This window comes from Pedobacter chinensis (genome assembly GCF_003339865.1).
Classification (GTDB): Bacteria; Bacteroidota; Bacteroidia; order Sphingobacteriales; family Sphingobacteriaceae; genus Pedobacter; species Pedobacter chinensis.
The window spans coordinates 124,624-139,551 of the sequence record NZ_QPKV01000002.1 but is presented as its reverse complement, the minus strand read 5'-3'; the positions used below and the strand labels follow the sequence as shown (position 1 = coordinate 139,551).

Genomic DNA, 14,928 nt, shown 5'->3' with positions numbered 1-14,928 from the left:
TCTTAATTCTATTTATTACTTACGATAATTTGTTCCAGTCTGCATGGAAAACACCGTCCTTGTCAATACGCTCGAAAGTGTGCGCGCCAAAAAAATCTCTCTGAGCCTGAATAAGGTTTGATGGCATTCTGGCTGTAGTAATGGTATCAAAATAAGTTAGGGTAGAGGCAAAGGCCGGGATGCCAATTCCTGCATTGATACAAGCTGAAATGGTTTTACGGGTTCCACTTAAAGTAGTTTTAATAATTTGTTGAATACCAGCATCTCCAAACAAGTGCTCTAAAGAGTTATTCTTATCATAGGCCTGGTAAATGTCTTCTAAAAACTTAGCTCTGATGATACATCCTCCACGCCAAATCTTCGCTATTTCCTGTAATTGAAGATCGTATTGATATTCTTTAGAAGCCTGTACAAGAAGGTGCATGCCCTGAGCATAAGCGCTAATCATAGAGAAGTAAAAAGCATTTTCCAAATCATCAATGGAAACATCAATCTGATTTTCTTTCTTACCAAAAGCTTCTTCTAAAGAAACTCTAAGTTTCTTAAATTTAGATAAATCACGATTAGAAACGGCTTCATTAATGGTAGGTATAGGAAGTTGAAGTTCCATAGAAACTTCTGAAGTCCATTTTCCGGTTCCTTTTGAGCGGGCCTCATCTTTAATCTGATCTAAAAGATCATTTTGGGTCTCGGTGTCTTTAAAAACAAATATTTCAGCAGTAATCTCTAACAGAAAAGATTGAAGCCTGCCTTCATTCCATTTTTTGAATACCTTATATATATCATCGTTTGAATAGCCTAAGCCATTTTTAAGTACACCATAAACTTCTGCAATAAGCTCCATTATAGCATATTCTATACCATTATGTACCATTTTCACGAAGTGACCAGATGCACCCGGGCCTATATAAGTTACACATGGATCGCTGCTAACTTTAGCAGCAACAGCATCAAAAACTTCTTTTACAACATTGTATGCTTGTTTATCGCCACCTGGCATCATACTCGGACCAAAGCGAGCTCCTTCTTCTCCGCCTGAAATACCCATTCCAAAGAAATGTAAACCTTCTTTTTCCAGTTCATCCACACGGCGGTTAGTATCAGTAAAATGAGAGTTTCCGCTATCAATAATAATGTCTCCTTTACTTAACAAAGGTTTTAATTCAGCGATAACATTATCTACAATCGGGCCAGCCGGGACCAATAGAATTAACGTTCGGGGAGTTTGCAAACTGCTGATAAAGTTCTCAATGTTAGCAAAACCCTTAAGATGATGTTCTTTGCCTTCTTCTTCGAGTTTGGTTATCATTTTATGATCTTTATCATAACCTGTAACTGAAAAGCCTTTATCAGCCATGTTCAATAATAGATTGCGGCCCATTGTACCTAAACCTATCATTCCCAATTTATATTGTTTCGAATCGCTATTTGCCATTTTTTGTTTTTTTGATTGCGTTCAAAATTAGGATTTACAAATTAATATTATAGATTATGTTGTTAAAAGATTGTAATAAATTCTACATCGTATTGTTTAAAATGATTTGTTGATTTTATTACTGAGCTATGCGTAAAAAACACCTGCAATGCCCCATGTTGGTTTTTACCCCGCCGAACCCAACAATTCAACTCCTCAAAATTAAGCAGTTTCTTAAACTTTCGGTTTAACAGTGAAGATGTTGTATTTATCTGCAAGTTTCCAAAGCTTTGCTCCGCCCTTAATTCCATCTCTATTGGTTACTAATTTGATGTTATCATCCAGTTTCAGATCTATTTGTTTTGAATTACCACCTCCTATATATAAATAGTCATAGTTAAACACCGTTTTATAAATTTCAATAACCTTTTTTAAGCGTTTGTTCCAACGCTCCTTCCCAATTTTTTCAAAGGCTCTATTACCAATATAATCATCGTAATCTTCTTCTTTATTAATAGGGAAATGAGCGAGTTCCAAATGAGGAAGAAGTTCTCCATCGAATAGAAGTGCTGTGCCAAAACCCGTGCCAACAGTAAACACAATTTCAAATCCCTTTCCCTCTGCAACTCCCAAGCCTTGTTGGTCGGCATCGTTTACCAACCTTACCGGTTTGTTCAAAACATCTGCAACACGTTGAGCTAAATCTACATCTGTCCATTTGTTTTTAGCCAGATTTGGTGCTGTTTTAACGATTCCATTTTTAACATATCCGGGAAAGCCGATGGAAACCCTGTCAAAAGTATCTGGTATTGGTTTAATTAACTCTTCAATACCAGTAACTATATCTTTTGGAGTAGCACCTTCTGGCGTTTTACTCTTTAAATATTCTGATAACATATTTCCGTCTTCATCCAGTAAGACAGTTTTAATACTCGTTCCACCAATATCAATGGATAGGATATTTAAATGATCGCCTTTTTTTTGTGCTGCCATATTTTTGCTTTTATATAAACTGATTATGCAAATTAATAGAAACAAAAAACATTAAACGAATAGAATAGAAACTAATTTGAAATAGTAAACTATTAAATCTACGTAATTAGTAGAATATTTTTAAGTTTGTAGCGTTTATCAAAAAACAGACCCTGACCATTATGACTGTAAACTACCTAGCTTTTGCCATTCCTGCTTTTTTCATTTTTGTTTTCATTGAGTATAAGATTGCTCAGCAAAGGAAAAAAGATAAGGTATTTAAATACGAAAGTTCCGTTGCAAATTTCAGTGTGGGTATTGCAGAACGATTGTTAAATCTTTTTATTGCGGCCAGTTTTTATCAGGTTTATCAATGGGTTTATGATCATTATGCATTATTTAATATCCCAAACAAATGGTATGTGTGGATATTGTTATTGCTGACAACAGATTTTGTTTGGTATTGGTATCATCGCTTAGGACATGAGATTAATTTTTTATGGGCAGCTCATATAGTACACCACCAAAGCGAAGAGTTTAATTTATCTGCCGCAGCAAGAATTACTACCATACAGGCTATTTTTAGAAATGTATTTTGGTGTGCTTTACCTTTGGTCGGTTTTCATCCAAACATGATCATAACCATATTGCTGGCACATGGTGCCTATTCATTTTTTACCCATACGCAATTAGTGGGTAAGCTGGGGTGGTTAGAGCATGTATTCATTACTCCGTCTTTACACGGTGTTCATCATGCATCGGATGAAAAGTACCTCGATAAAAATTATGGAGATGTTTTTGTTTTTTGGGATAAGCTTTTCGGTACCTTTCAAAAAGAAGAAGAACCACCAAAGTATGGATTAACCCACCCGCTTAAAAGTTACAGCTTCTTATGGCAGCACTTTCATTATTACCTTGAAATAGGAGAGGCTTATAAAAGAGCAAATGGCTTTAAAGCTAAATGGAATGCACTGTTCGGAAGTCCTGCATTAATGGATCAAAATATCAGACCGATCTTAGAAAAAAGATATTTTCAAAATAAGGAGAATAAAAATTCGGGCTTGAGGTTCAAATCTTATTTAAACTTTCAGCTGGTTCTTGTGGTGGCCATGTTAACGGCGGCAACCATGTTTTATAACGCTATTTCAACATTGGATAGATGGGCAATCCTTATTTTTATCATCATTAGTTTAATCAATATTGGTGCGCTACTGGAACAACGCAAGTGGATTTATTATCTGGAATGTTTTAGATTGATACTTGTGTTTGCCTATTTCTTCTACACCTTTGAAATATTTGAATGGGTTGTATTTCCCATAGTACTCCTTATTATTTTAGAGAGAACCTTTTCTTTAAGTAAAATTTACATTAGATACGTATTTAGCTATCACAAAACTAAGCAGTAGTGTTTCTTTATGTTTCGCTTATTCGCAAACAAAAATGTTACATAGAATATTTAATTTCATTTAAAAAACTTAAATTACATTTCACTTAACTTAAATAAGTTTTAATGTATTGGATTTGTTACGTTTAGGTTTTTTTAATCTTCAAATCTTAAATTTTAATTGAAATCTTTCTTAAAAAAGCTTTAAAGCTATTTTTAGTTTCTTCCACTATAGTTTTCCGGGTAATTATTTTGAGTTAAAATTAACTTTATACAAGAAATTGAATTGTTAAATGTTAAATATTTTTTCTGAATTTAATATTTTGTTTTTAGTTTCGATTCGTTTTACTAGATTTAATTATCGAAACCATTAAAAATGGTAAAACGAACAATTCGTAATTTTATGAGCGTTCCTTTCGTTTTTTTAACAGTGGCTTAACACTTCCTTAATCTTAGGGGGCTTACTTTGCCGCTAATCCGAATACGAAACAAAACGAAAATTACTAATGAATAAACCTATAACCGGATATAATATGAACAAACTTTTTACTCGAACAGTTTCCATGTTTCGGCATGGATTAAATGCAGGGCCTGCAACTCCTAAGCATTCCCAGCAAAATGAAAAGAAATCGTTTCTAAACACAGCGAGTCGCCCTTCTTCATTTTACATCAGAATTTTTCTTTTAGGTGTTTTATTATCTTACTCTTTATCTTCATTTTCACAAGGTAACGTGTTGATTAAGGGTAGAGTTCTTGACGATAGTGATGGAAGCCCGTTGATTGGTGCCACTGTAAGTACATCTGACAAGAAGGTTCTTGGACAAACAGGAAACAACGGTGAATTTGGTTTTACCGTTCCGCAGGGAACAGAACTAAATTTCAATATGATAGGTTATACTACCATAAAGAAAACTTATGCCACAACACAATTAAATGTAGTGATCAGGCTAGTGCCTTCGTCCAGTCAGTTGAATGAGGTTGTAGTAACTGCTTTAGGTATTAAACGGGAAGCAAGGGCTTTAGGTTATGCTACCACAACTGTACAGGGAGAACAACTAACAGATGCAGTTTCAGGCAACTGGATTGATGCTTTGTCTGGTAAGGTAGCAGGTTTAAACATGGTAAGGTCAAACAGTGGTCCAACCGGTTCAAATAAAATTATTTTACGTGGTGAAAGCAATTTAACAGGAGAAAATGAAGCTTTAATTGTGGTTGATGGAGTGATTATAAACTCTGGAAGCGGAAGACGTACTGCTGTTGCTGGTGAGTCGGTTTATGGTACAGGAAGCGATAATATGCCTGCAGATTATGGTAGTAGCGTAAACGATATTAACCCTGAAGATATAGAAAGTGTTAGTGTTTTAAAAGGACCTGGCGCGGCTGCACTTTACGGCCAGCGTGGTGCGAACGGAGCAATTATTATTACAACTAAATCGGGAAGCTCTAAACGTAAGGGATTAGGAATCAGTGTAAATTCGAATGCCTCTATTGAGAGTGTAAACCGCTGGCCGGATTTACAATAAGAATACGGACAAGGTTTAGATGGTGCGCCGTATTATTCTTTCCTGGCCGGGCCAGATGGTGCAAGCACAAGTGGTACAAGTTCTGCATACGGACCTAAATTTGATCCTGATCTTAAATTTTATCAATATGATCCGATCACTCAGGCACAGGGCAAAGAAAGAACACCTTGGGTTCCTTACACTAATGGCGTAAATAATTTCTTTAAAACCGGACAAACATTTACCAATTCTGTTAGTATTGATGGAGGTACAGACAGAACTACAGCACGTTTTTCAGTTACCAATGTAGAAAATAAGTGGATTACTCCTAATACCGGATATGGACGTAATTCGGTAGCGCTTTCAGTTAATTCTAAAATTAATGATAAGCTAACCATTTCATCAAAAGTAAATTATACTAATAAATTCAGTGATAATTTACCTGGTGCAGGTTATGGTAATCAATCATTAATGTATTGGTACATTTTCTGGCAGCCAAATGCTGATCCGGAATGGTTAAGAAATTATTGGAAAAATGGCCAGGAAGGAAGAGTGATTCAATATCCTTTCAGCTCTTTCCCTGAAAATCCTTATGCTATATCTTACGAGTTTTTAAATAAATCGAATCGTAATGGCGTAACTGGTAATATACAGGCAACCTACAATTTTACTAAAGAATTAAGCTTACAACTTAGAACTGCTCTTGATTTTAGTTATGAGCAACGTGAGCAGGACAGACCTTATGATGCCGGAACGAAATTACCGAAAGGATCTTTTCGTACCCAAAACATCTATTCACAGGAAGCATCAAGTGATTTCTTGTTAAGATATAATAAAAAAGTAGTAAAAGATTTGGAGCTTACCGCTACTGCAGGAGGTAGCATGGTGCAAAACAGATATAATAGAGATGAGATTCGTGCCGATTCATTAATCTATCCTCAAATTTATTCTTTCTCTAATGCAGCCGGAACATTGGTAAGTCTTCCCTACAAATCTAAATTTAATGTGAATAGTTTTTATGGAGTATTTTCTGCTGCATACAAAGACTACTTATATTTAGATTTAACCGGCAGAAGTGACTGGACCAGTGTATTGGCCACGCCACTTAGAACAGATAATGTGAGTTTCTTCTATCCATCAGCCAGCTTAAGTTTCATCGCATCTGATTTGTTTAAACTACCAACAGTTATAAACCTGGCCAAGCTAAGGGCTTCATATTCTCAAGTGGGAAGTGGTGGTACTACATCATACTTAACCGCATATACATATCCGGTTGCAAGTGGTGGTTTATTTCCTGGAGGAGCATTACAAAATCCTTCTGTGCTGACCAATTCAAATTTAAGGCCTTTGAGAACAACTGCTTATGAAGTTGGGGCAGATATCAGATTATTTAAAAGCAGATTGAATTTTGACCTGGCTTTATATGCAGGTAATACAAAAGATCAGATTCTGTATAGAATTGTAGATCGTGCTGTTGGATATAATCAAATCGTTATCAATGCAGGCCAGGTAAACAACCGAGGTATAGAGCTTGCCGTAAATGGTACTCCTGTTCAAACTAAGGATGGATTTAAATGGTCGGCAAATTTCACTTTCGCAGCCAATAAAAACAAAATCATTGATCTTGACGGAGATACCTCTGTAGTTTTAAGAAATGGTCCTGTAGCTGGTGGTCAAATCGTAGCAAAAGTTGGTGGCAGCATGGGCGATATGTACGGAAGAGGTTTTGTACGCTCTCCTGACGGACAAATTGTGTACGATGAAACAACTGGCGTTGCGAAAATTACTGATGATGTTGTTTTTCTTGGAAATACAATACCTAGATATAAATTAAGTTTAGGTAGTGAATTTAGCTATAGAAGATTCAGATTAAATGTATTGTTCGATGCTCAGGTTGGTGGTGTTGCTCACTCATTGATGAATTATAAATTAGTTGAACAAGGTAAAACAGCAAACACCTTACCTGGTAGATATAATGGTATTATTGGTGATGGGGTAATTCAAAATCCTGATGGAACTTATCGCAAAAATGATGTGATTGCTTTTAATGTTGATAATTATTACAGGGCACAAATGGGTGCTGATAATGCAGAAGGAAGTACATTTAGTACAAATTTTGTTAAATTTAGAGAGGCACGTTTAGATTATACATTGTCTCCAAAACTATTAAAACAAATAGGTTTACAACGTGCAACAATCGGGGCTTATGGCCGTAACTTATATATCTGGTCACCGTGGCCAATGTTCGATCCTGAATTTGGTACGCTGGCAGGAACTGACATTGTACAGGGATTTGAAACTGGACAGTTTCCTTCTACCAGAACTTTTGGATTAAATTTAGTAATCGGAATTTAACACTACTAAACATGAAAAAGATTAAAAATAAAATTATTCTGACCATAATGACAACCATTGTGGTAATGTCTTCCTGCAAAAAGGATTTCACACAAATAAATACAGACCCTAACAATTCACCTTCAGCAACTCCTGCCCAGCTTTTGGCACCGGCGTTAAGCAGTACGGTAACAGTTAACATGATTCGTAACCGGAATTTTAATAATGAATTAATGCAGGTTACAGTTAACATGAGTGATGCTGATTATCAGGTATTCAGATATGATTTTAACCGTACCATTTCCGATTATTTATGGAATAACTGGTATGTTCAGTTAACGAATTATAAAGATATTTATGCCAAAGCTTCTGAAGCTGTAACCTTTAATGAATCTTATCAGGGAATATCATTAATTTGTCAGACATGGATATATTCCATGTTGACAGATACTTATGGCGATATTCCTTATTTCGATTCAAATAAAGCCAAAGAATTTATTCTTGAACCTGCTTTTGATAAACAAAAAGATATTTATCTGGATTTATTTCAAAAGTTAGAAGAGGCCAACACTTTATTGACTAAAAATACCGCAATTATTTCTTCAAGCGATCCGGTTTTTAGTGGTAATGTTTCCAGATGGCGTAAATTTGGCAACTCATTGTATTTAAGATTATTATTGAGATTATCTGGTAAAGCTGAAGTTTCTGCAGATGTTATTGCAAAAATCAAGGAAATAGTTGATACAAGAGCCTCTGCTTATCCTAAATTTACTAGTAACGACGATTCTGCGATCCTGCGTTGGACAGGTACCGGTGCATACACTTCTCCATATGTAAACAACGTAAGAACACAGGATTTTACTGCGCCAGCAATTGGTGAATTCTTTATGAGAAACTTAACGGATTGGAACAGTCCTTTCCTTGATCTGAATACCTATGGAAAAAATGGAATAAACAGATGGGGAATTGCACAGGCTTCTGCTGCTAATGGTGGTGGCTTTTTTGGCACACCAAGCGGTTATTTACCAGGTACCGGTGTCAAAAAAGGATCTTATTTTTATTCAAGTACCTCCACTACAAGTATGCAAAGTGATCCTTTAACCGGGATGATCATGAATTATGCAGAGCTGAATTTCATTTTAGCAGAAGCTGCCATTAAAGGTTATATATCAGGAAATGCAGAAACCTATTATAAAACAGGCGTGTTAGCTACTATTACAACGTGGCTGCCATTGTATCCAAACCCTACGGCAACCACCGGTACTACAACTCCTGCAACCATAAATGATCCGATCTTTAATTCTTATTTAACCAATGCTGATATTGCGTGGGTTCCTTCAAATGATTTTGATACAAAAATGGAACAGATCCACGTACAGAAATATTATGCTTTATTTTTGGAGGATTTACAGCAATGGGTAGAATACCGCCGTACAGGGCACCCTGTTTTACCTAAAGGCCCTGGCTTAAGAAATGGTGGAATGATGCCTGCAAGATTAACTTATCCGGTATATGTTCAATCAGCAAATCCTACTAACTATAAAAATGCAGTAGCTAATCAGGGGCCAGATGAAAAAAACACTCAGGTTTGGTGGCAAAAACCATAAATCTGATAAAAGTTATAAAAAGATAAAATCATTAAAAATGAAAAAATATATAATTTACGGTTTATTGTTATTAACAGTCTTAATAAACAGTTGCCAAAAAACTAAGTATCCTGGCGGGGTAATTAGTCCGTACATTCCTATTTACGACCTTAAAAATTTATATAAAGGTTCTGATCTAACCCTTACTGCAGAATTAATGTATGGTTCCAACGCAATTAGTGGTGTGGTTATTTCCGATCATTCGGGAGGTAATTTACCAGCTGGTTTGTTAATTATACAAGATAAAAAACGTCTATCATTGGTTAGGGGTATTTCAATTCCAATCGGTGCTGATGCCACCAAGTATGTGCCTGGTGATTCAGTGGCTGTTACCATTAGTGGTGGCGTACTGACAAGAGCAAACGGACTTTTACAAGTTACAGGAATAGCACCAACAGCTGTTACTAAATTGGGTTCAGGTAAAACGATTACTCCGAATCGGGTGGGAAGTAATTTAGTATTAGCCAGACCTCAGGATTATGAAAGTTCGTTAGTGGCCATTGTAAAAGGCGGTTTCGATCCGATTCCCCAACCTACAGATACTTATTCGGGCGATAAATTATTAAATGATGGCTTTGATAATATTATCTTGCACACTGAGGCTACCGCCACATTTGCCAACAATACCGGACTACCTTTTAGCGCAAACTACTATGGTATAGTTATTCCAAAAATAGGTTCAGATGGAAAGCTTGTTGCTCAACACCGCATCAGAACGCTTGATGATGTTGTCGTATTAAGTTCTACTGTTGAAATTCCTTCAGCAATTATTTCAGGGTTAATAGCCGATCCTATGGGTACAGACGCTAACAATGAATATATACAGTTTATTGCGACCAGAGATATTAATTTCGCTGTTACTCCTTTTTCTGTTGTTACCACAAATAATGCCGGAGCGTCAACTCCAACGGGATTTCCTACACGAGGTTGGGCAACAGGCGATGTGAGAACATATAAATTCAATTTAACATCTGGTACGGTTTCAAAAGGTGAATTCTTCTATGTAGGAGGAGCCAATAAATTAATTAACAGTACGGGTTCTACAAGCATTGCTTCAGCTAAGTGGATAAGATCCTTCAACTATTCTACCACTGATGGGGATGGTTTTGGAACTAAAACAACCAATTTATTAGCCAATAGTGGTAATGCTTATGGCGTGGCTTTATTTGAGGGTACTGCGGTTGATGTAAACACCAGGCCAATTGACTGTGTATTTATTTCAAGTGGCGGTAGTTTGTTTTCAGCGGGGCCACCTGCAGTAGGGTATAGAATTGCGAATAACGATTTTTATGACGCAATTAATCCTATTACGTTAGCTGCTCAACCTTTTTACAGACAAGGTACAAATACACTATTCTTTCCTTATCATCCTAATACTGTTGCAGATCAGGGATATTACTATAAGTTTGGCGGTATTTACAGTGTAACTTTAGGTAAATGGGTTAAAGTAAGGTCGGCAACTCATTTCCAGTTAACCAAAACATCTCAGTTAAACGAAATTGAAGGTGTTTTCCCTGCACCGTCAGCTGATAATCCAGATGGCGTTCCAGCTACAGCACTTAAATAAAAAATAGTCACAAAATTTAACTAAGGAAGCTCAAAAGGCTTCCTTAGTTTCTTAATCAATCTCCACATCCTTATTTAAAAATGAACAGAAGATCATTCATCCAAAAAACAGGATTATTAACTACCACTTTATTCGTTAGCTTAAAATCTTATTCAGCATTTTCATTTTTAGATGTTGATAATAAAATCAATGGACGGGTAACCAGTAAAGGAAAAGGAATAGCGAATGTTATTGTTTCTGATGGTTTCAGTGTGGTACAAACAGATAAAAATGGCAATTATTCCATTGAAGTAAATCCATTGGCTAAATTTATCTGGATTAGTACGCCGTCTGGTTACGAATTTACTACAGACAGTTATCTCGCAAAATATTACGAGCAAGCAGATGCCAAAACAGTGCTAAATTTTGAGTTAAAGGCAATGAAGCAAAATGATGATCGCCATAATTTCATTATATGGGCCGATCCTCAGGTAAAAAACAAAAAGGATGTAGAGAAAATGATGACAACCTCTGTTCCTGATACCAAAAAAGTTATTAGAACTATGGGCAATATTCCCGTTCACGGAATAACCGTTGGCGATATTGTTTGGGATAATCATGAACTTTTCGCCGATTATAATAAAGCTGTAAAGGAAATGGGTATTCCATTCTTCCAATGCCTGGGTAACCATGATATGGATTATGGAAAGGGAGGCGATGAAACATCGGATAAAACATTTCAGGAACATTACGGCCCAACGTATTACTCATTTAATCGCGGAAAAGCACATTATGTGGTAATGGATGATGTTCGTTACCTTGGAGAAGAAAGAAAATATGATGGATTTATTACCCAGGCGCAATTAGACTGGCTTGCAAAAGATTTAAAATTTGTTGCAAAAGATGCTTTGGTAATTATCAATCTTCATATTCCTGTTCATAATTCAGTAAAGAACAATAGTGATCTGTATGCCATCCTACAGGGATTTTCAAATGTGCACATCATGTCCGGACATACGCATTATACACGTAATGTGATTACGAATGGAATTTTTGAGCATAATCATGGCGCAGTTTGTGGAGCCTGGTGGACTGGTCCTGTTTGTGAGGATGGAACTCCAAGAGGTTATGGTGTTTATGAGGTAGATGATACCAATTTAAAATGGTATTATCAACCAACGGGCTTAAGCAGAAAAGAGCAGGTTCATATTTATGTTGATGAATTAACCAATCAAAAAAGATTAATTGCCAATGTATGGAATTGGGATCCGATGTGGAAAGTTGAGTATTTCCTGGATGGCAAAGCAATGGGCGAAATGGAAAACCAGAAAGGATACGATCCTCAAACCGTTACTTTATATAAAGGTCCAACCTTACCTGCCGGAAGAACTTTCCCTGAGCCACATTCAACGGAACATTTATTTGTGGCACACTTTGAACCATCGGTAAAAAATGTCAAAGTGGTCGCTACCGATAGATTTGGAGAAAAGTTTGAGGTTGAATTTAAGGGATAAGTAATGAAAGTTCTTGCTGTGGTTTCTGGTTTATTTGTATTGGCAACCGTGTCTTCAAATAGCTTTACAACTGTAAAAAGTTTACCGGAATATCCTGTATTTAGCAGTGAAGCGCATCGCGGTGGGAGAGGGCTAATGCCAGAAAATACCATTCCGGCAATGTTGTTTACCTTAAAAAATTATAGTGTAACTACTTTAGAGATGGATACCCATATCACTAAAGATAATGAAGTGGTTGTTACGCATGATGATTATTTAAGCGAAGCGTTTACATCTTTTCCAGAAGGATCTCAAATTCCAAAATCGGAAGCTAAAAAGTATGTGGTTTACAGCATGAACTATGATAAACTGAAACAGTTTATTGTTGGATCAAAAGCCTATCCGGCATTCCCAAGGCAAAAGAAAGTTAAAAGTTACATTCCCCGTCTTGGTGATTTAATTGATTCTGTTCAACATGAAATAAAAGTTAATCATTTAAAACAGTGTTTCTTTGATATTGAGATTAAATCAACAGAAAAAGGCGACGATATTTTGCATCCCAAGCCTGAAAAATTCGTTGATTTGGTTTTGGCCGTGGTTAAAAAAAAAGGAATATTAAATTATACCATCATTCAATCTTTTGATAAAAGAGTGCTACAAATTATCCATAAAAAATACCCTGAAATCAAACTTTCATATCTAGCAAATAATGATAAAAGCTATGAGGAACATCTGGCAGATTTGGGTTTTAAGCCCTTCATCATCGGGTCTTCTTACAAAGGTTTTAATCCGGATATTATAGAAAAGGCACATGCAGATGGAGTTAAGGTTTTAACAGCCACTGTAAACACCAAAGAAGAAATAGAGAAATTAAAAAAGCTAAAAATTGATGGGATCATGTCTGATTATCCTGATCTATTTTAAGACTATTAACTCAGAAATTATGAAATTTAAAACACCGATCATTACATTTTGTACAACGTTGTTGTTTACTTCAGCGGCTATTGCTCAACAATCAAAATTTCCTGCTTTTAGTGCCGAAGCACATAGAGGCGGCAGAGGGCTTTATCCTGAAAACACAATTTCTGCCATGCTGAATACCATGAAAATCGATGGTATTACAACTTTAGAAATGGATACTCACATTACTAAAGATGGAAAAGTGGTGGTAACACATGACGATTATTTAAGTCCTGCATTTATGCTTGCTCCGGATGGAAAGGAAATTCCAAAAACTGACGCGAAAAAATATCCAATTTTTGCAATGAATTATGACGAGCTCCGTGCATTCGATCTTGGAACTAAATATTACGATCTGTTTCCTCAACAACAAAAAACCAAACAATATATCCCGCTACTGGCCGATTTAATTGATTCGGTTCAACATGATATTAAAGTAAATAAACGTAAACAGTTTTTTTATAACATCGAAACAAAATGCAGCGAAAAAGGTGATGGTGTTACCAATCCCCAACCAGAAGAATTTGTTAAACTGTTAATGGATGTCATCGAGAAAAAGAAGATTACGCCTTACGTTGTCATTCAGTCTTTTGATAAGAGAACAATACAAATCATCAATAAAAAATTCCCAAAAGTTAAAACTTCTTTTTTGGTTGCCAATAAAAAAACATACGAAGAAAATATTGCCGATTTGGGCTTCAAGCCATTTATTTTAAGCCCGGAATGGAAAATGGTTGATGAAGAAATGGTTAAAAAAGCGCATGCTGATGGTGTTAAAATAATCCCATGGACACCAAACGCTTTAGAAGACATTAAGAAACTGAAAGCTTTAAAGGTTGACGGGATCATTTCTGATTATCCGGATATTTTAGTTCAGGCTAAATAGTAACACTTTATTTACCTGATTTACCTCGTAAAGAGAGAGACAAAATTTAATATTACCAAATCATTTAATTCCTTAAAAAAATGAAGAAAAATACATATAAAAACATCCTGATTATAGGTTTATTTCTATTGTTTCAGCATTATACCAAGGCTCAAACGGTACAGTGGGATAGTACTTATCGCCCGGCAAAGTATGTTGAACTGGTTAATAAATTCAAAGCCGATCCTAAATCGAAAAAGGATATCGTTTTTTTAGGAAACAGCATTACGGCTGGAACGGATTGGGCTAAACTGCTTAACCTTTCTCAAGCAAAAAACAGAGGTATTTCAGGAGACATTACTTTTGGAGTATTGGAACGTTTACAGGATGTGATTGATGGAAAACCATCAAAAGTATTTATCTTAATTGGAATTAATGATATTTCACGTAATATTCCAGACAGCATCATTCTTAGAAATTATAAAATGATGATATCAAGAATTAGAAAAGGCTCAAAGAAAACCCAGATTTATTTTAATACGCTTTTGCCCGTAAATAGTGCTTTTGAGAAATTTAAAAACCACTATGGAAAGGATGAACACATTCTTTGGTTAAATGATGAGATCAGAAAATTCGCTGTAAAAAATGTCACTGTAGTTGATTTATATCCAAACTTTACCGATCAGGATAAGCATTTAAGGGCAGAACTTACTAAAGATGGGTTACACTTAATACCAGAAGGTTATCAAGTTTGGGCTGATTTTTTAAAGAAAACCGGTTATTTAAATTAATTTCTTATTTACATACTAACA

Annotated in this window: 12 protein-coding genes; 9 read left to right on the top strand and 3 right to left on the bottom strand. The window is 35.8% G+C overall.

Annotation, left to right across the window (positions count from 1 at the left end; genetic code table 11):
- Positions 1-19: 19 nt before the first annotated feature.
- Both gndA and DU508_RS01790 read right to left on the bottom strand, forming a co-directional pair.
- Positions 20-1,435 carry an NADP-dependent phosphogluconate dehydrogenase gene (gndA, locus tag DU508_RS01795; RefSeq protein WP_115401140.1) on the bottom strand — a complete coding sequence of 472 codons (1,416 nt, stop codon included), beginning with the start codon at positions 1,433-1,435 and terminating at the stop codon, positions 20-22.
- Positions 1,436-1,648: 213 nt separating this feature from the next.
- A complete protein-coding gene (locus tag DU508_RS01790) occupies positions 1,649-2,407 on the bottom strand; it encodes an ROK family protein (protein ID WP_115401139.1) in 759 nt (252 codons plus the stop codon).
- 161 nt (positions 2,408-2,568) lie between these two features.
- On the opposite strand from DU508_RS01790, the gene DU508_RS01785 reads away from it, so the two are divergent.
- Together DU508_RS01785 and DU508_RS24030 are read left to right on the top strand one after the other, a co-directional pair.
- Positions 2,569-3,792 (top strand): sterol desaturase family protein, encoded by a 1,224-nt coding sequence (locus DU508_RS01785; RefSeq protein WP_115401138.1) that lies wholly within the window; start codon positions 2,569-2,571, stop codon positions 3,790-3,792.
- Between the two features lie 484 nt (positions 3,793-4,276).
- Complete coding sequence (locus DU508_RS24030) at positions 4,277-5,293, top strand: TonB-dependent receptor plug domain-containing protein (RefSeq protein ID WP_233509377.1); 1,017 nt, start codon at positions 4,277-4,279, stop codon at positions 5,291-5,293.
- A 176-nt stretch (positions 5,294-5,469) separates the two neighbouring features.
- Here DU508_RS24030 and DU508_RS24025 read toward each other — a convergent pair whose 3' ends face one another.
- On the bottom strand, positions 5,470-5,670 hold the full coding sequence (locus DU508_RS24025; protein WP_233509376.1) for a hypothetical protein: 201 nt from the start codon (positions 5,668-5,670) through the stop codon (positions 5,470-5,472).
- Positions 5,671-5,743: 73 nt separating this feature from the next.
- Here DU508_RS24025 and DU508_RS24020 point away from each other — a divergent pair, with 73 nt between their 5' ends.
- From DU508_RS24020 to DU508_RS01750, 7 genes are all read left to right on the top strand, one after another.
- Positions 5,744-7,627 carry a SusC/RagA family TonB-linked outer membrane protein gene (locus DU508_RS24020; RefSeq protein ID WP_233509375.1) on the top strand — a complete coding sequence of 628 codons (1,884 nt, stop codon included), beginning with the start codon at positions 5,744-5,746 and terminating at the stop codon, positions 7,625-7,627.
- An 11-nt stretch (positions 7,628-7,638) separates the two neighbouring features.
- A complete protein-coding gene (locus tag DU508_RS01775) occupies positions 7,639-9,213 on the top strand; it encodes a SusD/RagB family nutrient-binding outer membrane lipoprotein (RefSeq protein WP_115401137.1) in 1,575 nt (524 codons plus the stop codon).
- 37 nt (positions 9,214-9,250) lie between these two features.
- Positions 9,251-10,819 carry a DUF5689 domain-containing protein gene (locus DU508_RS01770; protein ID WP_115401783.1) on the top strand — a complete coding sequence of 523 codons (1,569 nt, stop codon included), beginning with the start codon at positions 9,251-9,253 and terminating at the stop codon, positions 10,817-10,819.
- A gap of 80 nt (positions 10,820-10,899) precedes the next feature.
- Positions 10,900-12,312 (top strand): calcineurin-like phosphoesterase C-terminal domain-containing protein, encoded by a 1,413-nt coding sequence (locus tag DU508_RS01765; protein WP_115401136.1) that lies wholly within the window; start codon positions 10,900-10,902, stop codon positions 12,310-12,312.
- A 3-nt stretch (positions 12,313-12,315) separates the two neighbouring features.
- Complete coding sequence (locus DU508_RS01760) at positions 12,316-13,215, top strand: glycerophosphodiester phosphodiesterase family protein (protein WP_115401135.1); 900 nt, start codon at positions 12,316-12,318, stop codon at positions 13,213-13,215.
- Positions 13,216-13,234: 19 nt separating this feature from the next.
- The gene (locus DU508_RS01755) at positions 13,235-14,137 is read left to right on the top strand and encodes a glycerophosphodiester phosphodiesterase family protein (RefSeq protein ID WP_115401134.1); all 903 of its coding nucleotides are present in this window, start codon (positions 13,235-13,237) and stop codon (positions 14,135-14,137) included.
- 80 nt (positions 14,138-14,217) lie between these two features.
- Positions 14,218-14,907, top strand: a complete 690-nt coding sequence (locus tag DU508_RS01750; protein ID WP_115401133.1) for a GDSL-type esterase/lipase family protein — start codon at positions 14,218-14,220, stop codon at positions 14,905-14,907.
- Positions 14,908-14,928 lie beyond the last annotated feature (21 nt).